The organism is Desulfosporomusa polytropa, from assembly GCF_055380075.1.
Genome location: NZ_AP042400.1, coordinates 1,455,866 through 1,480,179 on the forward strand (window position 1 = coordinate 1,455,866; position 24,314 = coordinate 1,480,179).

The following is a 24,314-nucleotide window of genomic DNA, read 5'->3' on the forward strand; positions in this document are numbered from 1 at the left end:
GTATGTTATCTCCTCTCATTATGGTACGATTTTTTTGAGGTTGTACCATGTTTCTTCATTAAGAATGCCGTACATGGGATTTACCTTCCAGCCTGTCAAAGCAGCGTTATACGGCTGGATGAAACTATCCCAGTAGAGGGGGATGGCGGGGAGGTTTTCTGCATAATATTGCTGCAATGCAGAACTGTGTTTTTTGTACAGCTCAGGATCAAGGGTGCTGTTCATATTGTCTACAAGGTCTTTAAATTTGGTGTCGCTTACCATGGCCCAGCCAATATTGCGGATATCCATATAGCCTGTCCCCATTCCGGCCCACATCATCATGCCCCAGGGAGTGGTGCGGGATAAAAGGCTGGTATGGGATTTATCCTTGTCGCAGATTGTCCGGTAGAGTGTGGCATCTACTGTTTTCAGGGTAAGTTTGACGCCAATGTTGGCAAAGTATTTCTGGAGAAGTTCGGCCAGCCTGATATTTTCGGGGATGTCGTTTCTAAGGAGCAGTTCAAAGGTAAGTGCTTGGCCATCCTTTGCCCGGCTATCGCTTCCGGTAAGGTGATAGCCTGCTTGGTCCAACAACAGTCTGGCTTTGTCAGGACTAAATTCCAGTGGGCGGGTCTCAATAAATCCGGGTGTGCCACGAGGCGCAAAACCAGCAGTGGGTACAACGCCATTATTGGCGGCAAACAAACGGACAAGCTCGTTATAATCAATGGCATAGGATAACGCGGTACGAACCTGGGGGTCATTGACGAAGGGCTTAGTGACATTGAATATCAGCGCTTTGCCGACACCGAGATTGGGAATATTCATAAGTTTTATCCGGGAGTTCTTAGCCAGATTAGTGGCATAGATGGGGTCAGTTCCTGCCGAATAGGTATAGGGCAAATCCACCTCACCATTTTGCAAGGCCATGTAAAGGGCATCCGAATTTTTAAACAGCCGCACTTTTATTTCAGGAATTGGCGGTGTGCCGCGATAGTAGGTACTGTTGGCTTTAAAGGTGACAATACCAGCATGGGTATCTAATTTTTCGAATTTATAGGGCCCGCAGCCAATGGCTGCTTTAGGGTCATTATAAACAGCAGGGTTGTCCACTAAAGCAAAAATATGCTGCGGCAGGGTTCTAAGTACCAGCAAATTAACAAGAAAACGGGGATTAGGTTTGGTAAGAGTGATAATGACTGTCGTATCATCAGGGGTTGCAATTGACTCTACCAAGGCAAAGTGACTTTTATATTCGATACTGTGCTTGAGGTTGTATTCGATAGTAAATTTCACATCAGCAGCTGTGACCTTGGCACCGTCATGCCAAGTGACGCCGTCCTGCAGGAGAAATGTCCAGGTTTGGCCGTCAGTGGTACTCCAGGATTTAGCCAAATCACCGGCAAAATTACCGTTCTCATCTAGCTTGACAAGTCCTTTGTGGGTAAAAATGGCGCGCAGTATTCCAAAGTAGTAGTCCTCAATATTGATGCCTTCCATCTTCATGGTTGTGCCAATTGTCAGGGAAGGTATTGTCTGAGAACTGTCGGCAGCGGCTTGCTTATTATTGCCGCAGCCTACGAGTAAGTAAGTAAAAATCAGGATTAGTAGGAGTCCGAGAGTAGTAAAACGCCTCATTAAATTCCTCCATTACGTTGGTTTAGCAATGACTGGCTCAAGGAAAATAGACTGCCTGATTGGGGAAGAATCTCTGAAGGGACACCGGCTGCAGTAATTTTACCGTTCACCATGCATACCATGTGGTCTGCACAGGCTTTGATAACGTCAGGGTCATGAGAAATTAAGATCAGGCTGAGGCCTGTTTGCTGCTGAATCGTTTTAAGCAGGGTGAGGATTTGGGCTTGTACAGATATATCCAACATGGCAGTGGGCTCATCGGCGATGAGCACTTCAGGCTCAAGTCCTAATGCTCTGGCGATTACAATGCGCTGTGCTTGCCCGCCGGATATTTGCCAGGGGTATTTTTGGAGCACATCAGGCGATAGCTGGGTGATATGTAAAAGACGCTCCAGCTTGCTCAAGGATTGGTGGCGGGAGTGGATTAACTTATGGACATAGAGTGGTTCAAGCAGCGCAGCGGCAATTGTTTGCCGGGGGTCAAGAGCCAGGCTAGGGTGTTGAAAAACCATTTGCAATTTACGGCGAAAGGGCTGTCGTTGTGCAGTTGACAGGTTGGTTAGGGAAGTTTCCTGGTATAGAATCTCGCCAGCCGTAGGCCGAATGAGACCGGCAATTAGTCGGGCCACTGTGGATTTACCGCTGCCGCTTGTCCCCATAATTCCCAAGGTTTTTCCTGGAGGCACCTGGAAGGAAACATCTTGTACGGCATAAGTGGTTTTCTTTTTTAGTAAGCCTTGGGTAAAATGTTTGGTTAGCTGGATAACTTCAAGCATGCCAGCACCTCACTGCAGCTGTTGTTCCACATTGTATCAGGGCGGGGTGACCAGCAAGGCAAAGCTGCCTCTTGGGGGTGCTCTGCTTATCGTAAAAAGTGCACCGCTTGGCGAAACGGCAGCCAGCAGGCAGACTGGTCATAGTGGGCGGCAGGCCGGGAATAGGGACAAGGCCTTGTGACGGGTGGGCGGATAATAATTGGCAGGTATAAGGATGCAATGGTTTAGTTAATACATCTTCGGCCTGGCCTGTTTCCACAATCTCACCGGCATACATGACGATGAGATACTGGCAAGTGGCTGCCACTTCAATGTCATGAGTAATGATGAGAAGAGCACTGTTCTCAAATACTTGGTGCATGAGCAGGACATTTTGATTGCGGGTGTCAAGGTCAAGTCCTTTTGTGGGTTCGTCAGCAATAACCAGTTTGGGCGTGCCAGCCATGGCGGCAGCCAGCAGCACCCGTTGCGCCATACCGCCAGACAACTGATGGGGATAGGAATGGTAGACTGTCTCAGGCTGGACAAGTCCGGCAGCATGAAACAGTTCAAGAGTAGTATTGTAAATAGCGCGTTTCCCTAAAGTAGAACTGACTCTTGCCAGGGCTTCGCTCACCTGGAAGCCGGCTGTTAGTACCGGATTGAGACTGCCCAGCGGATTTTGCGGAATAAGGGATAACTCTTTGCCGCGAATGGTTTTTAATAATTGCTCAGATAGAAGTGCGTTTTTCCAGGTGATAACTCCGCTCATCTGGGCATTATCTGGTAAGATACCAGTGATAGCTGCCGCTAATACGGATTTGCCGCAGCCTGTTTCACCGATAATAGCTGTTGTGGTTTTTTCTTCAAGAGCAAGACTGACTTCATTTACCGCTTGCAGGACTGATGTGCCAACCGTAAAAGAGATGCGCAAATGCTCAATGCTAAGCAACATGGGCTGAATCCTCCGTCAATGTCTGCAACTTGTTGTCTCTGGATAGTTGCTCCAGATAAAAGCCGAGTAGTGTAAAGCCCAGTGTGGCAGTTGCAATACACAGGCCGGGCGGCAGATACCAGTGCCAAAGGTCATTGACAAAGCCGCCGCGATGAAAGGCGTAATAAAGTATATTCCCCCAGCTTATCGTCAAAGGGTCACCAAGCCCGAGAAAACTAAGTGCCGACTCACTCAGCATAGCGTGTGCCACAGAGAGAATAAATTTGGCGGCAATGACCTCAGCCACGTTGGGAACAATATGTTTTAGGATTATTTGATATTCAGGGATGCCCAGACCCTGCAGGGCTTCCACAAAAGGAAGGTATCGAAGCTGCAATACTCGGGCCTTAACCACTCTAGCTGTCGAACACCAACTGAGCAGGCCGATAATTGCAATGATATTGCCAAGGCTTGGCCCAAGATAAGCCGCTAAGGTAATCATGAGCGGCAGCATCGGAATAAGCAGGACAATATCAATCAAACTGTTTAAAAAGTGCGCAGTATATCCCCGACAGTAACCAGCCAGAATACCGATAGTCGCACCTAAGCCGGCCGAAGCTATTGCAGCTGTGATCCCAACAAGCAGAGAGACACGACTGGCAAGGATTAGTTGAGTTAAAATATCATGACCGATATCATCACAGCCCAAAAGATGGGCAGATGAGGGTAGAGCGAAAGGCGTAAAACGCTCAGACTGTGAATAAGGGACTAAAACTGGGGCCAATAGCGCGATCAGTAGCAGTGTCAGCAGCAGGAACAGGCCACAGTATGCCGGAGCCGACAGACGGAATGAGGACATAGTAAAGCCTCCATGAGGTTAGTGTGAAAGGGAAATGCGCGGGTCAACAATGCCATAGACTAAGTCGGCCAGTGTGTTGGTCAAAACTACGAACACCGTCAGAATCAAAAAACAGCCTTGCAGTAAGGGATAATCGCGATAAATAGCGGCTTCGTAAATCAGCGTGCCCATGCCGCTGATAGAAAACACAAGTTCAACCACTAACGCTCCAGATACAATAAAGCCGATGTTTAAGGCAATCAGACTCAGTAAGGGCAGACAGGCGTTACGCAGTAAATGTACAGCAAGTATGCGGCAGGTGGATAGTCCTTTGGCTGTTGCGTAAGTAATATAGTCTTGATGTCGCTCTTTGACGGTACTGCTCCGCAGAACCAACAGCTTGGACGCGGTAGCTGACACTGTCAAGGCCAGTACCGGTAGTACTAAATGCCACGCAGTATCCAGGAAATAAGATACGGCTGAATCAGTGTTGCCTGAGGCCAGGCCGCCCAGCGGAAAGAGCCGCAGTTCAAAGGCGAAAACCTTGAGCAGCAGCATGGCAATGAGAAATTGGGGTAGTGAATACATGAGCAGCGAACTGCAGGTTATGGTGCTGTCAAGTCTGGAACCGGCTTTCCAGCCAGCGATTGTACCGAAAACAATTGCCAATAATGACGAAAGCACTACCACGGGAATGAGCAAGGCCAGTGTCCATCCTAAGTGCTGTTTAAGTGTTTGTGTAACAGCCTGACGGTAATGATAGGAGTAGCCAAGATCACCCTGGGCTAAAGCTTGCCAATAATTCAGATATTGCTGTCCGAGAGTCTTGTTAAGACCATATTTATTTTTTAACTCAGTAAAATCAGAGCCTGTTATCACTGCCGCATCCTGTCCCAGCAACATGACCGCCGGATCGCCAGGCATTAGCCGGGGCAGGGCAAAATTGATAGTTAGAATAATAAATAGCGTAATTAGTAGACGGACAACTTTACCCAATAATAAGTTACTATACATGCTACACCGCCATCAGAAATAAAAAAAGGTATGAAACCAACGGGAAATTTCCCCAGGCTTCATACCTCGATTTTAGAATCTTCATGATTCTTATATTCGTGTTAATCATACTATTTTTTGTAAAACAATGTCAATATTATAAGTGAAAAATATCTCAAAAATAAGTACATTTTGTATTTTTTTTGTTTCAACAAGGGGAACAGCGCTTGTTGGAAGGCGAAAGTAATCTTAAAAGCCGGAACGCTGCTTCATGCAGACATTTCGGCCCAAGGAGTTGCGCACTCTAGTAAAATTATACCCAAAGGCACTGGATTTTAATCATTCTGCCATATCTTTAAGAAACTCTTCGAAATGCTTCACGGTGTGTGTGTTCATTGGTCATGGCTTCGGAAACGCATTTAATCCACCTCCATAGCTTAGTGTTACCTGGTGGTTTTTATATACAGCAGGTAAAATGTGAAGAAATTAAAGTAACATATTGCATAAATGAAAAAAGTAGTATATTATACATATACAGGCTTACTACTTTGGTAGTAATAGATAGTGAGGGCGGTTATAATAAAAAAACAGAGTTTTTTTTCGGACGATGAAGTAATTAATTGTTTTAATGAACTAGGATTGCCAAAATATGAGGGAAAAGTTTATTTAGCAGTACTGCGCAATAACCTTAGTTATGGCAGTGAGATTCAGAAACTTTCGGGTGTTCCCGGTCCTAAAGTATATGAAACACTAAGCGCATTAATTGATAAAGGACTGATATATCCTTCCGGGGATAATCCTGTTCGGTATCAACCATTACCGCTGGAAGATTTCGTAAGTAATAATGTGAAAAAGTATAAAAAAATCAGTAATTATCTACTTGATCATAAAGACTCCATAAGTCAAAATAAATATCCTAATTGGCTCTGGCAGATTCAAGGTCATGATAACCTTATGGACAAGGCCAGAGAATTAATAAAAGAAGCGGAAAAAACTATTATGATTAGTTTCTGGTACGACGATGGTGTTCATGTCCAGAAACAATTGGAAGATGCAATCAAACGTGATGTTAAAATAATAAGCAATCAAATGAGTGAAAGAATAATACCGCTAGGACATGTATTTACACATGACCCGTCACAAATAGTAGAAAACCTGCATTCTTCCGAGTTTATCATGGTAGTTGACGATTTATATGGAATGTTTGCTTTTAAGAATCAGGATCAAAAAATTGAGGGCTATAATACTTCTAACCAAGGTGTTATTAGAATACTCGATACTTATATACGACATGATATATACATTAATAAATTGATTTCAGATTTAAAAGAACCGGTATTAAGAAAATACGGCAGAGATTTAGAAGGACTGTTAGATTTATAAGATTTGAAAATCGGCAAATCCGGATTTGTTGCTGAAGCAACAAAAGGTCATTATTCTTTTGGTTTATTGTTGAAACAATAAGCCAAAAGAAAGTGACCTTTTTTCTTTAGAATTAGGCAAGGAAGGAGGTGGAAAAATGATAATAAGAGCTATTTTGCTGATCATTTTTAGTATGTCATTGCTCTTTGTTTCAACGCAGGTTACTATGGCCAGCCAGCTAAATACAGAAAGTAACATGGCCCAAAAGTTAGCTGTATTGGTGGATAAAGCTGAGTTTAACCGTAGTTATAGAGTTTGATATGGATCAGGGGAGTGCCCCTCGCGATTATATGGGGCCGTTGATAAATCCATGGGAAAAATTGGGGTTATGGAAAAATAAATTGTAAAGGGTGAAAAATTATGATGAGTAACACTGTCAGATGCCTGGAACCGAATAAACGGGAACGGGTTTTCCCTTTACCGGTTGTTTTGATTTCTACCCAAGGGAAAGACGGAGTTCTTAACGTAGCGCCTTGGTCCAATATTACGCCTATCCTACGTCCGTTGGATGAAATTATCCTGGCATCCTGGATCAAGCGGGATACACTTAACAATATCAGGGATATAGGTGAGTTTGTCGTCAATATTCCACCAGTCAGTATGACAGATCAGGTTATGATTTGTTCAAAAGATTATCCACCGGAGGTGAATGAATTTGCTGAAGCCCATTTACAGCCACATTCGTCACAAAAAATTCAAGTTCCGGGTGTAGAAGGTTGCCTTGCTTGGCTGGAATGTACGTTGGTAGAGGAAATAAAAAGAGAAAAATACTCTCTGGTTATTGGCAAAGTTGTTAATTTGGCAGTTGATCAGCAATATTTCAATGAAGCCGGTGAAATGGATTACGAGAAGGCCCAGCCCTTATCTACCATGCTGGGAGACAAGGGTATGTGGTTTACCCGGCCTGTTTTTGGCGGAAGGTATGCAGAATATCGCGAGATGTTTACAGGTAAAGGAGTAGCTGCGGCTACAAAATAAATATGAAGGCCGGTCAGACAGAGACCCCAACGTCAAAATGAGACCCATTGACGGCAGTGCCTTCAGTCCGAAGTTTGAGGCTAGTTATCAGTTCAATCCCAAAACAGTGGGCTACCTATCTGTGAACAGAGGATACCGTGTGCCAACTTTGCCTGAATTTTATTGGTGGTCAGAGGGATATTTGAAAAACTATCCTGATATAAAACTAAAAGCTGAAGACGGCAGATTTTACGAAATTGGTCTTAAGAAAAAAATCAGTAACAAGACCAATTACCGAATTTCTGGCTATTATAGCGAAATTGGAGATTACATTTACAACAATTTCCAAAGCTCCAGCAGTACCAACCAATACATGGTATATAATATTGACAAAGCTAAAATCTGGGGGTTTGAAGCGGCTGGGGAGCATAAACTGCAGGATAATTTAAGTGTTTTTGCCAATTATACTTACCAAAAAACCAAAAAGCAGGGTGACAGCTATGATATTTTTCATTTAAGCGATGAATTGGATTATCATCCCCGCGATAAGGTAAATGTTGGTTTCCGTTATACAATGCCGGATAATACGCAAATTGCAATGAGTGCCCGCTATGTAGGAGAACAACAGACTATTTACCGTTACTCGAAAAATGGCAGTGTAGCCAACAAATTGGTATCATTACCTGAATATACAACAGTTAACGTTAGTTCCAGCCGGATGCTAAATAAAAATACGGAGGTTAGTCTTTTTATTGATAACATTTTTAATAAGGGATATAGTGAAATGTTCGGCTATCCGATGGAAGGAAGAACGTATGGTATTTCCTGTAAACATCAATTTTAATTAGATTCAGATGTAAAGGAAATGGTAACAGTATAACTATGGTAAAAAGCTATGATGGCAACGCGAATTTAAATATTAGCATTGTCATCATGACTTTTTTTATAGCTGCATAGTTAACCCTGAACAAATGGTGTTTAATCATTGTCGACCGTATTATTCAGTTAAAGTTATGGTGGTGACAATAACACTGTTTTGGACTGTTTGCGGTATTGCTTAGGCGTAATTCCATGTTCTTTCTTAAATACCGTTACAAAACTGCTAATATTATACCCAATTTGGGATGCCACATTGCCGATGCTGCAATCAGTATTTTTCAGCAATAGTCTTGCTTTTTCCAGTCGTATATCTCGCAAATATCCATAAGGTGTGTTTGCAAACAGAGCTTTAAACCCTAATTTTAGCTTATATGTGTTTAAACATAGATTTTTGGCAAGTATTTCAATGGAAGGAGGTTGAGACATTTTTTCAAAAAGTTCTTGTCTAGCCCGGTATAGTAACCCAATATCATCACTGGTTAAATTAATGGTTGATAATTTTTGCGCAGATTGAATAAAATATACGTGTGTCATCCATTCGGATATAATCTCAAGTGCAATTGCCTGGAAAAATAATCTACGGGCAAGTCCATCAGCATAATAGCAATTAATAGCCTTTTTCATAATAGCTTTAATGTCTGTGTCTGTTTCTACTGGACAAATAAAAGTACGATAAAATATGCCTAAGCTGTTTATTTCAGAAATGAGAGTTTTTTCGGCTTGTGAACGAAGAAATGCTTCGGAAACAATAATGTTAATATAACTTATATTAACATTATCGGGATATATTGAGTGATTTCTGCATTCTTCTGCTAAATTAATATAATATTCTCCTTCCTTAACTTGGTAAGACTTATTTTTATAAGAATCATAAATTTCAATATAACCAGATGTGATATAGGTTATTTCAAAAAAAAGCTTTTTTTCTATTTGAACCGCAAAAGTAAATTCTTCTTTTAGATATAATGTCGCCCAGGAAACATCAAGTCCGCTTTCATAAGAAAATCGTGTGATCTGGCCGGTGCCATGTTCTTTTAGAATTTCAAATTCGCAAATAGCATTGGAACTTTGACTTATAAAACCGATTTTTTCCATTTGTGTATAGTAATCATCCGGACAAGAAATGTGTAACATATTATTCATTTTCGTGTCTCCATTTCAATAAAGTAAACTTTGGAAAACTAAAACTATTTATAATTGCAAGGCTTCATATCTTGTAATTTTTGTTGTTTTTTAAATCACTTATCAAAAATTTATGCCATGCAAATACAAATAAAAAGAGGTATGGACAAACAGAGAATTTATTATATATCCTCTATCGGCTTCATACCTTGAGTTCTGTATATCAGTATTTACATTTTTCGAATAACTTAGCAATGAGTTTTCATAACTCTATTTATTTGTATTTTACATTAATTTAATAATTTTGTAAATAAATGTTTTTTGAGACTGTTAAAGCAATGTTCTTAACTAATACCGGATTTTTTTGTCAAATGTCATTATGAAAAATTATAAATTCCGCATTTACTGTATCTTGAATAATGTAAGTAGATGTAAAAAATACAAATAATATCTAATTTTTTCGCAAGGAAGTAGCATTTTTTATTTATAAGGTATTATTGAGATAGCATGTATTGATTAATTTTTTTCCCGTTATTATAATCAACACAAGGCACGTAAGTTTTGATTGATATCTGTGTATTTTTTGGATACTATGAAAATATTGATCAGAAGATCAATTGACGTAAGTTGACAGTGCAAGGCAAACTAATTTGGACATGTGACTTGAAGGTCATTAATTTTTAATTTGTTTTTCAAATGACAAATTAAAAATTAATGACCTTTTTTGAGTACTGGATTATTAGTAAATATAGTGTAAGGGAGATGAAAAAAATGCTTACGTATATTTTTCCTGGTCAAGGTTCGCAGAATAAGGGGATGGGTGGCGCATTTTTTGCTGAGTTTAAGGATGAAACGACGCAGGCAGATGATATTCTAGGATATTCAATTGAGAGACTCTGTATGCAAGACCCAGACGCAACCTTAAGCCAGACCCAATATACCCAGCCTGCTTTATACATAGTGAATGCACTAAGTTATCTAAAGAAAATCAAAGAGACCGGTAACAAACCCGATTTCGTTGCTGGTCACAGTCTGGGAGAATATGATGCTTTATTTGCGGCAGGAGCCTTTGATTTTGCGACAGGTTTACAATTGGTAAAAAAAAGAGGGGAATTGATGAGTTACGCTGCTGGAGGTGGTATGGCTGCAGTTATTGGGCTGAACAAAGAACAAATAACCGATATTCTACAAAAAAATAATTTAAAAAACATAGATATGGCTAATTATAACTCGCCAACACAAATTGTAATTTCTGGTCTGAAAACCGAGATTAATTATGCAAAAGCGATTTTTGAGGAAGTCAAGGGAGTTACTATGTTTATCCCATTGAAAACAAGCGGTGCTTTTCATTCCCGGTATATGACAGATGCAAAAAAAGAATTTGAAATGTTTTTGGAGGCCTTTACATTTTCATCATTAGCTATCCCTGTAATCTCTAATGTGCATGCCAGACCATATAATCAAGCCAATATAAAGCAGAACCTAGTTGAACAAATTACGAATCCTGTCAAGTGGGCGGAAAGTATTCAATACTTAATGGGAATTGGAGAAATGGAATTTGAAGAAGTTGGACCTGGCAAGGTTTTAACCGGGCTAGTCCAGCGGATCAAAAGAGAAACTGGGGCGGTGTAACTTAAATGGTGTGTGATTAATTTTTGGAGAATATTGGTGTTGCTAATGAAAAGCGGGATTGTCTATATTGATGAACTAAGCCTAGTTAGGCCGGAAAATACTTTTAGAGCGACTTTATGCCATTATTATCTTGTTTGTACAACCAATTATGATGAGTTAATTCAGCATTTGCATAGTCGAGAACGTAAGGACTACAATGCGTTAAAGTTTAACAAGCGTATCAGGAGCTTTCTTGTGGGGCGCCTTGCTGCTAAACAAGCTGTTGCCGCTTTAAATGGCGAAAAAAAGTTAACAAGTATTTTTATTGAATCAGGAGTTTTTTCTCAACCGATTGTTGTATGTGAAAAACGTAATACTCAAGTAAGTATTACTCACTGTGAGGATTATGGAATGGCAATTGCTTTTCCGGAAGTTCATCCCATGGGAATTGACCTGGAAAAGATTGACCCCTTAAAAAGAGATGTTTTAGCTGGGCAAATCACCGCATTTGAAAACACATTAATTGTTCCAGCGGTAATTCAATATGATGTCGGGTTAGCTCTTTTATGGACGGCCAAAGAAGCACTGTCAAAGGTGCTGAAAACCGGCTTGATGACTCCGTTTGAACTTTTTGAGGTAGCAAAGATCAAGTTTTGTGAAAATTTTATCATATGTTATTATAAAAATTTTCCTCAATATAAAGCTATTTCGTTTAGCATTGGTAATTACATGTGTTCAATTGTGCATCCTTTAAAAACGGATCTAGGTATAGATATTCAGTCTTTAAAAAATCACTATAAAGATATAGGTTATGCGACAATTTAAAACAAAAAATTCGAAACAAAGTCGCCAGTGTGACTCTAAACTAAATGTTCCTTAAACTATTGTACAAAAGGATGTTTCGGTTGGACAAAAATTGTGTAAAGAAAGGAGATGGCAATAGACACATATGATAGCAATGTTAGAGGACATTCAGGCTATTTACAGACAAGATCCTGCCTGCAGGAATATAGAGGTTTTTCTCTATCCTTCCCTGCATGTTATCATCGTCCACCGGTATGTTATTCACCCTCTTTATCGTCTGGGAGTACCATTTTTACCTCGGTTATTTTCTCAGTTGATGCGAGTTCTTACTGGAATTGAAATTCATCCGGGAGCTAAAATCGGACCAGGATTTTTTTGCGATCACGGTTGCGGAGTGGTAATCGGAGAAACTACAGAGATTGGCCGGAACTGTACTATGTTTCATGCCGTTACACTGGGCGGCACAGGGAAACAACAAAGAAAGCGGCATCCTACTATTGGAGATGATGTATTTATCGGGCATGGTGCAACAATCATTGGACCTGTGACTGTCGGCAGCAACAGTAAAATCGGTGCTCAAACCGTGATTGTGAATCGGGATATCCCGGGAAATTGCACAGTAGTTGGCTCACCGCCAAGAATTGTTAAACTTAATGGCGGGAAAGTGAATTTGCCTTTGCCTGTGTCTCATTATAGGCAGTTGGATCAGGAGCGGGAGAAAAAGGAGAATTTTAATATGCATGAAGAAGTCGTGGGATAGAAAACGGTTGGCTGTTGGAGATAAATTAACTACCGAAATGGGAGGGATAGAGTATGAATGAACATTTCCAAACTCGTTTAGCGGAGATTGAAACCAAAGTTAAGAAAGTAGTTGCTGACTTGCTTAAAGATACAGCTAATTCCTTTGATATGGATGCAAGTTTTTCAGAGTTAGGCATTGACTCAGTATTTGCTACAGATTTTGTGCGAGAGGTTAATCGAAAATTAGGAATTGCATTGGGAATTGAAGTAATCTTTATTTATAGAGGAATTAAGGAGTTAGCCGAATATATATTGGAGCAGTATGGGGAAGAACGGCCATTACTGAATACACATGATTTTGGCCAAGAAAAACAAATTACTTGTAATAATGAAGGAAGTAATAATTGCCATCAGGCTGTGATGACAGGAAAAGACGCAGATATAGCAATCATAGGTATTTCAGGTAAATTTGCCGGGTCAGATACCATTCAAGAGTTTTGGGAACATCTACAAATGGGGGATTGTTGTATAGAGGAAATCAACCGTAAAGGCTGGGAAGAAAGAAAATATTATGATCCTGATCCTAATGTGGCAAACAAATCTATCAGTAAGTGGGGGGGATTATTAAAAAATAATGCTAGATTTGATGCTTTATTTTTTAATATTTCGCCCCGTGAAGCGGAAAGAATGGATCCTCAACAAAGGTTGTTTCTGGAAGAAGCGTTTAAAGCTTTTGAGGATGGAGGATATTCTGCTGAGCAATTATCAGGAAAAAAGGTAGGAGTTTTTGTGGGGGGGCGGACAGGAGAATATAAGGAAAAAAATTTATTAGCAGAGGATATTAATTCACAAACATTTCTAGGCAATGATATGGCCATATTAGCTGCTAGAATTGCCTATTATTTAAATTTAAAGGGACCGAGTCTTACGGTGAATACTGCTTGTTCATCTTCTTTAGTAGCAATCCACTTAGCTTGTGATAGTATTCGGCGGGGAGAATCGAAAATTGCTTTGGCGGGTTCTGTTTTTGTGCTTAGTTCACCGGAATATTATGTTATGGCATCAAAAACGAATATGTTATCACCTGATGGCAGATGTAAAACCTTTGATAATTCAGCAAACGGGATTGTGATTGGTGAAGGTGTCGGGGCTATGGTGTTAAAACCATTGACAGCGGCAATAGAGGATGGCAACCATATTTATGGTGTAATTAAAGGTTCTGTAATGAATCAGGACGGTAGAACAAAAGGCATTACCGCACCTAATATGCTTTCACAGAAAGAGTTACTATACGAAACATATAAAAATGCCGCTGTTCATCCGGAAACAGTCAGCTATGTGGAAGCGCACGGCACTGGAACTAAATTAGGTGATCCAATTGAAGTTAAGGCTTTAACAGAAGCATTTCGTATGTTTACTGATAAAAAGCAATTTTGCGCTATCGGGTCACAAAAACCCAATTTCGGACATACCATTATGGCGGCTGGAATAGCGGGTGTTTTTAAAATTTTAATGGCGTTGAAATACAGGATGATTCCGCCAACAATCAGCTTAAAAGAAGTAAATGAACATATAAATTTTAATGATAGCCCATTCTATGTAAACACAACACTTCAAGCATGGAAAAGCAACGATGGAGGGCCTTTAAGAGCCGGGGTAAGCGCGTTCGGGTTTAGTGGTACAAATTGTCATTTAATTATTGAAGAACCGCCGGTTCAAAAGAGTAAGGCCAATAATCAAATTAATCCGTATTATTTCTTTCCATTTTCCGCAAAGACAGAAACGGCATTAAACAAAAAAATTGCTGATATGGGTAAATGGATAGAAAAAGAAGCAGAAAACTATTCGATTGAAGATATGTCCTATACATTATTGACCGGGAGAAGTCATTTTTCGGTTCGGTGTGTTTTAATTGCTAAAAATATGGATGAACTTAAAAACAAAATAATAGAAATTAGTGAGCGAGAAACAACGGGGGATTATTTCAGAAGTGAAAAACATGATTTTTTTTCCAAAGAAACCCTAATACAAGAATTGACGAAACAGGGTGAAGGACTCATTGAAGAATTACAGGAAGTTCGGGATTTAACCGGAGAGATATATAAAGAAAAACTATTACAGTTAGCAGCTTTATATGTTAAAGGCTACAACCTGAATTGGGAAAACTTATTTAAAAGAGGTAAATACTACCGTATTCCGATGCCGGCATATCCATTTGGTGGAGAAGATTACTGGTTACCGCAAAGAGTAACAGACGATGGGCAAGGGAATGTTGATATTGGGATGAAGGATATGGAAGCACATGCTGTTACAGAGCCGGTTAAAGAAATCCGGGCAGAAATGGGAAATAGGCTAGAACCTGTTTCATTTATTACTACAGGCAGTGAGTTATTACAATTTTTTAAAAAACAAATTGCCGGTTTGTTAAAAATTGATGAATCAGCTATAAATGATAACAGTCCGATTGCAGAACTTGGTTTTGATTCAATATTGATGCTGGAATTGAGAAATAAAATTAACGCGGAGTTAAAAACGGATTTTTCAATACAAACGTTTGCTGAAAATAGTGATTTAATGTCAATTGCTGCAGTATTACAATCCCAGCTAACGCAGTCGGTATTCCAGGCATTGCCTGAGATAGTAAATAATCCTGATAGCCGTTTTCTGCCTTTTCCGCTAAATGATGTGCAACAAGCATACTGGGTTGGGAGAACGAATGCTTTTGAACTGGGAAGTATCGCTACCCATGTTTATGAGGAATTTGAAAGTAAAAATCTTGATCTTGTACGTTTGCAAAATGCGATCAATAAATTAATTCAGAGACATGAAATGCTTAGGGCAATTATTCTCGGATCCGGTGAACAAATAATATTGCCAGAGGTTCCGATTTATGAACTGCAAATAATCGATTTGAGAGGAAAGACGGAAGAAATAACCAGACAAAAATTGCAGGAAATCCGGGATGAAATGTCCCATCAGGTGTTACCTGCCCATAAGTGGCCATTGTTTGAGGTGCGCGCCACGATCTTTAATGATGATGTAGTCAGACTTCACATCAGTCTGGATATGCTTATTGTTGATCTGTTTAGTATGAGTGTGTTAATAAGAGAATTAATCCTTTATTATAGCAAGCCGGAGTTGCAGCTGCCGCCGTTGGAGCTTTCTTTCCGGGATTATGTATTGGCCGAAAAGCAGCTTGTGGAAACGGAATCTTACAAAAGAGCCAAAGACTTTTGGCTGGAACAAATTGACACGTTGCCGGCCGGGCCTGAAATACCTTATGTAAAACCATTAAGTTCTATTCAAAAAGCTTTTTTCCGCAGGAGACAGGCAACATTAGCGAACACGCAATGGGAAACCGTTAAATCAACTGCGAAAAAGAACGGCCTTACTCCTTCTGTGGTTTTGTTAACAGCATATGCCTTAGTAATTGCATCCTGGGTAAAAAATCCCCGGTTCACAATTGATATGACTCTTTTCCGCAGACTGCCACTGCATCCACAGGTGAATGAAATAGTCGGTGACTTTACGTCCGTGGTATTAATGGAGATGGATTATAGTAGTCGCTGTACATTTATGGGTTATGCAAAACAAGTACAGAGAAAAATGTATCAGAATTTAGATAATACCTATTTTAGCGGCATTGAATTTTTGCGAGAATTGGCGGCGAGACAGAAGGGGAAACATCGCATCTTAATGCCGGTGGTTTTCACCAGTGGTTTGGGGCTTGATTTGTGCGGCGGATTGAATGCTGCTGAGCTACCACAGGATGTCGCCAATATCCTGGATTCTTTTTCACAAAACAGCTATGGAGTCAGTCAGACCTCGCAGGTCTGGCTCGACCAGCAGGTATTTGAAATTAAAGGTGAGCTTGTCTTCAATTGGGATGTTGTGGATGAATTGTTTCCGGACGGTATGATTGATGATATGTTCCAGTGCTACTGTGAAATACTTAAGAACCTGGCAGAGCCTGAATTTGACTGGAATCGGGAAATTTATCCGGTTCCTCAGGCACAATTGGCACAACGTCGGCAGGTGAATGCAACCGCCGGGCCTGTAAGTGGAAAGCTGCTTCAGGATTTTCTGGCGGAACAGGTAAAAATTGTTCCTGACAAAGATGCTGTCATTACGCCTAACGATAAACTCAGTTATGCCCAACTTTTTAAACGCAGCACCCAGCTTGCCAGACACCTAAGAAAACTGGGGGCCAGCCCCAACACCCTGGTCGCGGTTGTCATGGAAAAAGGCTGGGAGCAGATTGTTGCAGTCTACGGCATTCTTTTTGCCGGAGCAGCCTATTTGCCTGTTGATGCTGATATTCCACCCGAAAGATTGCATTATCTTTTAACTACAGGTGAGTGCAAGATAGCGGTAACGCAGGACAAATATAAGGCTACAATGGACTGGCCTGAAGAAATTCAAACGGTCAGCTTAACCGACAATCAGTTGGATTTGCTGGATGATTCCCCGCTAGATAACCTGCAAGCACCAACAGATATTGCCTATGTTATTTTTACCTCAGGCTCTACCGGCAATCCCAAGGGTGTCGTAATCGACCACCGCGGCGCAGTCAATACCATACTGGACATCAATCAGCGCTTTGGCGTTACCGGTAACGACTGTGCTTTGGCGATTTCCAATCTTAACTTTGACTTGTCGGTCTATGATATCTTCGGCTTGCACGGAGTCGGTGGCAGTATTGTCCTGCCGGCGGCAGCGGACGCCAAAGATCCGGCTCGTTGGCTGAACCTGTTGGCAGCAAACCGAATTACCCTGTGGAACTCAGTCCCGGCCATTGTCCAGATGCTGGTGGAATATGCCGCAGGCAGCGGCAAGCAAATACCGGCGGCATTGCGACTGATTATGATGAGCGGGGACTGGATACCGTTAAATTTACCAGAACAAATATGGCAGCAGTTGCCCGAGGCCACTTTATACAGTCTGGGTGGAGCAACAGAGGCATCTATTTGGTCGATTCACTATCCTATTAAACAGGTCAACGCTGAATGGACAAGCATTCCTTACGGAACGCCGCTTAAGAACCAGAGCTTTGAAATTTACAATGAGAAAATGGAACCGGTACCGGTAGGGGTACCCGGGCAGTTGTATATTGGCGGGATAGGATTAGCCAAAGGTTACTGGAAAGATGAAGAAAAGACCAATACTAGTTTTATTACCCACCCGGTGACCGGGGAGCGGTTATACCGGACTGGCGACCTTGGCCGCTATTTGGCCGATGGTACGATTGAGTTTCTTGGCCGTGAAGACTTCCAGGTAAAAATAAACGGGTATCGGATTGAGTTAGGGGAAATTGAAGCAGCACTGGAAAAGCATGAAACGGTAAAAACGGCAGTTGTGGCAGCGTTAGGTGACAGAACGCAAAAAAGGCTGGTCGGGTATATCGTTCCGTGTGATTATGACCAGGCAGTGCATGACAAAGAAGCCTATTATGCCGTCATCAATGCGTACTTGCGCACAAAACTGCCTGACTATATGATTCCGGGAGCTTATGTGCTATTGCCGGAACTGCCGCTGACCACCAACGGCAAAGTGGACAGACAGCGCCTGCCGGAACCGGATTTATTGGCAGATAATGTGGTTGACATGCAAATAGAACCTCGTACAGAACTGGAAAAGAAAATTGCTGACATTTGGAAAGCAGAATTGAAATTGCCGGAGATCGGGATTCATGACAATTTCTTCGGTATCGGCGGTGACTCCCTGACAGGTGTCCGCATTAATAACCGTATTTGTCAAGAATTTTCTGTTGACCTATTCCTGGCAACGCTTTTTGAAACACAGACAATAGCAGCGCTTGCACTTGTAATAGAGGCAATTCTGCAGCAAGGCAGCAACAACTCGATGATGGCAGAACTTCCGGCGATTATAGACGATCCTGATAACTGGTATCAGGTATTTCCGCTGACCGACCTGCAGCAGGCATATCTGTTAGGGCGCAATACATTTTTTGAGCTTGGCAATGTAGCGACACATATTTATCAGGAATTCGAAATGAAAAATGTCAATATACAAAAGCTCAATGCGGCATTACATACCCTTATTGCCAGACATGATATGTTGCGGGCGGTTATCGTTAACAGCAGCGAACAAAAGATTTTGGAAACGGTTGAGCCTTATGTCATTGAAGTATATCACTTCCGTAATTTGGACAAGAAAACTAGAGAAGCCAAGCTTCGGGAAATACATGAGTGTATGGCGCATGAAATGTTGCCTGCCGGCAAATGGCCGCTTTTTGATATCAGGGCAAGTGTGGTGACTGAAGATACAACCAGGCTGCATGTCCACTTGGATATGTTGATTATGGATTTTACCAGTGTTATGACCTTCTTCAATGAATGGATGATGCTTTATCAAAAACCGAACGTATCTTTGAATGATATCGATATACATTACCGTGATTATGTTTTAACGGAAAGAAAGATAAAGGATACCACTCTGTACCAGAAGTCAAGAGACTATTGGTTGTCTAAAATAGATAGCCTGGCTCCGGCACCGGAATTGCCGTTAAAAACTAATCCTCAGACTATAGCAAACCCACGGTTTAGACGTAAATCATCCACACTTTCACCAGGCCAATGGAATACATTAAAAGAACGGGCCAAGCAGCAGGGGATTACCCCCTCAGGCATTTTATTTGCTGCCTATGCGGCGATTATTGCCGCCTGGAGTAAAGAAAGCCGGTTTACACTCAATCTTACCTTGGCTAACCGTCTGCCTTTACATCCCCAAATTGATGAGATTATAGGCGACTTTACATCGGTAGCGCTTGTGGAACTGGACTATTCCCGACCGGAAAAATTTCTCTCCTGGGCGCAGCACGTCCAGAAAGCAATGCTGGAGACGCTTGACTATCCCTACTTTAGTGGCGTTGAAGTAATCCGCGAACTTGTGACGCGACGGGGTGGCATGAGAGAAGCTATTATGCCGGTAGTTTTTACGAGCGGCTTAGGACTAAACAATGAATTTCCTGATTTGTTCGCAAGACAAAAGGGAGAGTTTAGCAGCTTATCGGAAACTTCACAGGTCTGGCTCGATCAGCAGGTATTTGAAATTAAAAGTGAACTTGTCTTCAATTGGGATGTTGTGGATGAATTGTTTCCGGACGGGATGATTGATGATATGTTCCAATGTTACTGTGAACTGCTTGCGAACCTGGCAGAACCTGAATTTGACTGGAATCAGGAAATTCACCCGGCTCCCCCGGCACAACTGGCGCAGCGCCATCAGGTGAATGCGACCGCCGGGCCTGTAAGTGAGAAACTGCTACAGGATTTTCTGGCTGAACAGGTAAAATTAGTTCCTGATAAGGATGCAGTAATTACGGCCAATTATAAACTCAGTTATGCCCAACTCTTTAAACGCAGCAATCAACTTGCCAGATACCTGAGGGAACTGGGGGCCAGCCCTAACACATTGGTCGCGGTCGTCATGGAAAAAGGCTGGGAGCAGATCGTTGCAGTCTATGGCATTCTTTTTGCCGGGGCAGCCTATTTGCCAATAGATGCTGATGTTCCACCCGAAAGACTGCAGTATCTTTTGACTACAGGTGAGTGCAAGATAGCGATAACTCAAGATAAATATGCGGCTACGCTGGATTGGCCTGCTGGCATTCAAAAGGTCATTGTAACCGACACCCAGTTGGACTCACTGGATGATTCACCGCTGGACAGTCTGCAGACACCGTCAGATATTGCCTATGTTATTTTTACTTCAGGTTCTACCGGCAATCCCAAGGGCGTCGTTATTGACCACCGCGGCGCAGTCAATACCATACTGGACATCAATGAGCACTTTGGCGTTACCGGTGACGACTGTGCTTTGGCGATTTCCAATCTTAACTTTGACCTGTCGGTCTATGATATCTTCGGCTTGCACGGAGCCGGTGGCAGTATTGTCCTGCCGGCGGCAGCAGACGCTAAAGACCCGGCTCGCTGGCTGGAACTGCTGGCAGCAAACCGTATTACTTTGTGGAACTCAGTCCCGGCCATTGTTCAGATGCTGGTGGAATATGCTGCAGGCAGCGGCAAGAAAATACCGGCGGCATTGCGGCTGATTATGATGAGCGGGGACTGGATCTCGGTGAGCCTACCGGAACAAATATGGCAGCTGCTGCCGGAAGCCGCTCTATACAGCCTGGGCGGAGCAACAGAGGCTTCTATCTGGTCGATTCATTATCCGATTAAGAAGGTCAATGCTGAATGGACAAGTATTCCTTACGGAACGCCGCTAAAAAACCAAAGTTTTCAGATTTACAATGAAAAAATGGAACCGGTACCGGTATGGGTACCCGGACAATTGCATATCGGCGGGATAGGCCTAGCCAAAGGCTACTGGAAAGATGAAGAAAAGACCAAGGCAAGCTTTATTACCCATCCGGTGACAGGAGAACGGTTATACCGGACCGGCGACCTTGGCCGTTATCTGGCTGACGGTACGATTGAGTTTCTTGGCCGTGAAGACTTCCAGGTAAAAATCAACGGGTACCGGATTGAGTTGGGGGAAATTGAAGCGGCACTGGAAAAGCATGAAACGGTAAAAACAGTAGTTGTGGCGGCGTTAGGTGACAAAACGCCAAAAAGACTGGTCGGGTATATCGTGGCGTGTGATTATGACCAGGCAGTGAATGACAAAGAAGCCTATTATGTCGGCATCAATGCGTACTTGCGTACAAAACTGCCTGACTATATGATTCCGGGATCTTATGTGCTATTGAAAGATCTGCCGCTGACCGCCAATGGAAAAGTGGACAGGCAGCGTCTGCCGGAGCCGGATTTGAACAATACTGACAGTACCGATTATGCAGCACCTACAAATGAAATGGAAGAACGGCTTGTAAAAGTATGGCAGAGTGTATTAGATATAGCTGATATTGGGATTAAAGATAATTTCTTTAACATTGGTGGTAATTCGCTGAAAGTTATTCAATTGCTGACAGAAATAAAGAAAGAATTTAATGGACTAGAGTTATCACTGCAATTTTTGTTAAAAGAACCAACTATCGAGAAAATAAGTAAGTATTTAGCGATGGAAGCCACTGAAAGCAATAAGGGTAAACATTCACCGCAGGAGAATATTTCTTTTTTAAAAACTCCGGATAACCCAAGTTTACGACTGTTTTGTTTTCCCAATGCTTCGCTCTATTCTACCGGAGAAATATTTGCACCATTAGGTTCTTCTCTGCCTGAGTTTGTAGAGGTAATGGCAGCTACTATTCCAGGACACGGAAACCAAAAGCCTCTTTTAGCAACGATTCAGGAAGTGGTAGCGCAATTTATTGAATTTATTGCCCCAAAAAGTGATAAACCTTTATATATTTTGGGATATTGTTTCGGAAGTTTACCGGCGTTTGAACTTGTTAGGGAACTCGAAGCTCGTAATTGCGTAATTGATGGGTTAGTCTTGCTTTCGCCAGAGACGCCTGATGCTTCTGGTAAATATTATTTTCCTGAATTATCCCAGGCGGAAATGGTGGAAAATTTGAAGCGGGGTGGTCCCAAAGTGGTTACGATGTTTGAAAATATGTCTGATGACGAAATAACTTTAAATTGTGAAATTGTGCGTAATGACCTTAAGGCGATGATGGCATATCGATATCCCCAATATAAGATATGTACTCCTCTGTATTTGTTTCAGGGTGAATTGGATCAATTTACCGAATCTACACAATACCTGCCAAATTGGCAAAAATATGCTCAACAGGTTAACTATATAGTTATACCGGAAGCTGAGCATGAATTTCTAGAGCCGCATACGCAAGCTGTAGCCGATAGATTATTAAGCATAGTATTTAGAAAGGAGGTGCAAAATGCAAAATCACTCGCTGATCTCCTTAAAATCTAATCCTGCAAGCAGGGGAACGCTTATTTGTTTTCCTTACGCCTGTGGTAATGTATCTATGTTTTACCATTTTTCGCAGGCGCTTAATAGCGATATTGATGTCCTGGGGGCAGTGATGCCGGGTCATGGTGGCGGCGGTGAGATACCAGCTTCTATTGAACAATTTGCAGCACCATTTGTTCGGTTAACTGAGGCACAACAAAAACCCGTGTTTGTTCTGGGATATTCATTCGGTGGTTTTATTGCCTTTGATCTTGTACGCAAAATCCTGGGTAGCAAAGGGGTTGCCGGCCTTATATTGGTCGGTTCCCCCCCGCCGGGTATTACGAAAGATATGGATTATATACTTAGCGCCAGTAATGATGAACTGCATTCGTATACGGTTAATTGTTACAAATTTAATCTCGGCTTACTAACCTCTGCGGAAAAGCAAAATTATTTTGCTCTGCTTAGGAATGATACACGGGCCATGCGAACTTATGCATTCCCTAACGGTATATTAAAAATAAATACATTAGTTTTATTGGGAGAACAAGAAGAGGATGTGGAAATGGCTCAAAATATTAAGCGGTGGAGCCAGTATCTTACGCCGGTTAAGTATGCCACGCTTCACGGTGGGCATACCCTTATTAAATCATATCCTCAGACGCTGGCCGAAGCGGTAAACCAATTTATTGAAGGGCAGTTAAATAATAAGCAGGATAGAGCAGGGAGATCAGAATGGAAAAATTTACATCAAGATGTTGTGTAAAATGTCTTTTGCAAGAAGACCCATATCATGATATTCGCTTAGACGAAAAAATGATATGCAATATCTGCGCCCAGGAGGCTGAAGAGGTGCGGATGGGATGGGAAGAGTTACGGGAAATATTTGAAAATACGGTTGAGAGGTACCGTGGTAAGGGTTCTTATGACGGTCTTATCATGATGAGTGGCGGAAAAGACAGTGCTTATCTGGCATATACTCTGACCCGTAAATACAAGCTTAAGGTATTAGGGCTAATTAATGATATTCACTTTGAGTATCAGGAAACCTTTGATAATGCCCAAAAAATCTGTACGGCGCTTGGTATTCCTCTTGTGAAAAATGTATTGCCTCAGGATATGATGACAGAGTTTTTTAATTTTTTGTTTACGGAAAAAGAACTGAGTGATAGAGGACACGGGCATATTTGTCTTTATTGCGGGCGGCTTATGATCCGGGCGGCGGGTGAATATGCCCGTGCCAAGGGAATTCCGCTTGTTTTTTCCGGTCATAACCCGGAGCAAGTATTTGGCATGGGTGAAAGCTATGAGATTGATGAAAAACGAAAAATGCGCAAGATGTTAACCATCAATATGACCAAAGAGGCAATGGACAAAGCACGGACGCAATTGCGGCTCAAGAATAAAACCCATTTATTGCCGCTATTTCCGAATGAATTATATCCGGAAGATGTTACCGGTTTATTTATGTATCAGCACTTTCCCTATGAGCCTGTGGCAATGATGGAAATCATTAAAAAAGAATTAGGTTGGCAGCCCATAGATAAGTTTTCAAAAACATATATTGCCTCCGGCTGCCGTCTTGCCAAACTGTGGATGCATCTGACCTATCTCAATAAAACTTCTAATTATATGGATTTTGAGTTAAGTCATCAAATCAGAAATGGGGTGATTAGTAAAGAACTGGTGGAAAAATATTACAAAGAAGCAATGAATTCGACAGAAGAGATTGACATCTTGCTGCGGGAACTGAATATTACTGGTGGTATTGAGTCAATACGCTAATCCGTATTCC

The 24,314-nt window shown here is 41.8% G+C and carries 16 protein-coding genes; 10 read left to right on the forward strand and 6 right to left on the reverse strand.

Annotation, left to right across the window (positions count from 1 at the left end; translation table 11 throughout):
- Nucleotides 1-18: 18 nt before the first annotated feature.
- From ACZ449_RS08635 to ACZ449_RS08655, 5 genes are read right to left on the reverse strand one after another with little or no spacing between them, the layout of a single operon-like run.
- Entirely contained in the window at nucleotides 19-1,620 is a 1,602-nt protein-coding gene (locus ACZ449_RS08635) for an ABC transporter substrate-binding protein (RefSeq protein WP_464260620.1), read from the reverse strand.
- Nucleotides 1,620-2,396 (reverse strand): ABC transporter ATP-binding protein, encoded by a 777-nt coding sequence (locus ACZ449_RS08640; RefSeq protein WP_464260621.1) that lies wholly within the window; start codon nucleotides 2,394-2,396, stop codon nucleotides 1,620-1,622. The genes ACZ449_RS08635 and ACZ449_RS08640 overlap by 1 nt, the downstream gene beginning before the upstream one ends.
- Nucleotides 2,389-3,330, reverse strand: coding sequence for an ABC transporter ATP-binding protein (locus ACZ449_RS08645; protein WP_464260622.1), 942 nt, complete (start codon nucleotides 3,328-3,330; stop codon nucleotides 2,389-2,391). The genes ACZ449_RS08640 and ACZ449_RS08645 overlap by 8 nt, the downstream gene beginning before the upstream one ends.
- Entirely contained in the window at nucleotides 3,320-4,168 is an 849-nt protein-coding gene (locus ACZ449_RS08650) for an ABC transporter permease (RefSeq protein WP_464260623.1), read from the reverse strand. The genes ACZ449_RS08645 and ACZ449_RS08650 overlap by 11 nt, the downstream gene beginning before the upstream one ends.
- A gap of 18 nt (nucleotides 4,169-4,186) precedes the next feature.
- Complete coding sequence (locus ACZ449_RS08655; RefSeq protein WP_464260624.1) at nucleotides 4,187-5,161, reverse strand: ABC transporter permease; 975 nt, start codon at nucleotides 5,159-5,161, stop codon at nucleotides 4,187-4,189.
- A 543-nt stretch (nucleotides 5,162-5,704) separates the two neighbouring features.
- Between ACZ449_RS08655 and ACZ449_RS08660 the strand changes: the two genes are divergently transcribed.
- The 4 genes from ACZ449_RS08660 to ACZ449_RS08675 all read left to right on the forward strand — a co-directional run bounded on the left by ACZ449_RS08660 (nucleotide 5,705) and on the right by ACZ449_RS08675 (nucleotide 8,363).
- Entirely contained in the window at nucleotides 5,705-6,523 is an 819-nt protein-coding gene (locus ACZ449_RS08660) for a TrmB family transcriptional regulator (protein ID WP_464260625.1), read from the forward strand.
- 136 nt (nucleotides 6,524-6,659) lie between these two features.
- On the forward strand, nucleotides 6,660-6,821 hold the full coding sequence (locus ACZ449_RS08665) for a hypothetical protein (protein WP_464260626.1): 162 nt from the start codon (nucleotides 6,660-6,662) through the stop codon (nucleotides 6,819-6,821).
- 101 nt (nucleotides 6,822-6,922) lie between these two features.
- Nucleotides 6,923-7,540 (forward strand): flavin reductase family protein, encoded by a 618-nt coding sequence (locus tag ACZ449_RS08670; RefSeq protein ID WP_464260627.1) that lies wholly within the window; start codon nucleotides 6,923-6,925, stop codon nucleotides 7,538-7,540.
- 37 nt (nucleotides 7,541-7,577) lie between these two features.
- Nucleotides 7,578-8,363: a TonB-dependent receptor domain-containing protein gene (locus ACZ449_RS08675; protein WP_464260628.1), complete on the forward strand. Its 786-nt coding sequence runs from the start codon at nucleotides 7,578-7,580 to the stop codon at nucleotides 8,361-8,363.
- A gap of 167 nt (nucleotides 8,364-8,530) precedes the next feature.
- Here the strand turns inward: ACZ449_RS08675 and ACZ449_RS08680 are convergent, their stop codons facing one another.
- On the reverse strand, nucleotides 8,531-9,541 hold the full coding sequence (locus ACZ449_RS08680) for a helix-turn-helix transcriptional regulator (protein WP_464260629.1): 1,011 nt from the start codon (nucleotides 9,539-9,541) through the stop codon (nucleotides 8,531-8,533).
- A 750-nt stretch (nucleotides 9,542-10,291) separates the two neighbouring features.
- Between ACZ449_RS08680 and fabD the strand changes: the two genes are divergently transcribed.
- The 6 genes from fabD (at nucleotide 10,292) to ACZ449_RS08710 (ending at nucleotide 24,304) form a co-directional block, all read left to right on the forward strand.
- Nucleotides 10,292-11,152, forward strand: a complete 861-nt coding sequence (fabD, locus tag ACZ449_RS08685) for an ACP S-malonyltransferase (protein WP_464260630.1) — start codon at nucleotides 10,292-10,294, stop codon at nucleotides 11,150-11,152.
- 45 nt (nucleotides 11,153-11,197) lie between these two features.
- On the forward strand, nucleotides 11,198-11,956 hold the full coding sequence (locus ACZ449_RS08690; RefSeq protein WP_464261842.1) for a 4'-phosphopantetheinyl transferase family protein: 759 nt from the start codon (nucleotides 11,198-11,200) through the stop codon (nucleotides 11,954-11,956).
- 124 nt (nucleotides 11,957-12,080) lie between these two features.
- Complete coding sequence (gene epsC, locus ACZ449_RS08695) at nucleotides 12,081-12,695, forward strand: serine O-acetyltransferase EpsC (RefSeq protein WP_464260631.1); 615 nt, start codon at nucleotides 12,081-12,083, stop codon at nucleotides 12,693-12,695.
- 53 nt (nucleotides 12,696-12,748) lie between these two features.
- Nucleotides 12,749-22,537, forward strand: a complete 9,789-nt coding sequence (locus ACZ449_RS08700) for an amino acid adenylation domain-containing protein (protein WP_464260632.1) — start codon at nucleotides 12,749-12,751, stop codon at nucleotides 22,535-22,537.
- Nucleotides 22,503-23,285, forward strand: coding sequence for a thioesterase II family protein (locus ACZ449_RS08705; RefSeq protein ID WP_464260633.1), 783 nt, complete (start codon nucleotides 22,503-22,505; stop codon nucleotides 23,283-23,285). The genes ACZ449_RS08700 and ACZ449_RS08705 overlap by 35 nt, the downstream gene beginning before the upstream one ends.
- The gene (locus tag ACZ449_RS08710; protein WP_464260634.1) at nucleotides 23,255-24,304 is read left to right on the forward strand and encodes an adenine nucleotide alpha hydrolase family protein; all 1,050 of its coding nucleotides are present in this window, start codon (nucleotides 23,255-23,257) and stop codon (nucleotides 24,302-24,304) included. Before ACZ449_RS08705 ends, ACZ449_RS08710 begins: the two co-directional genes overlap by 31 nt.
- Nucleotides 24,305-24,314: the final 10 nt, after the last annotated feature.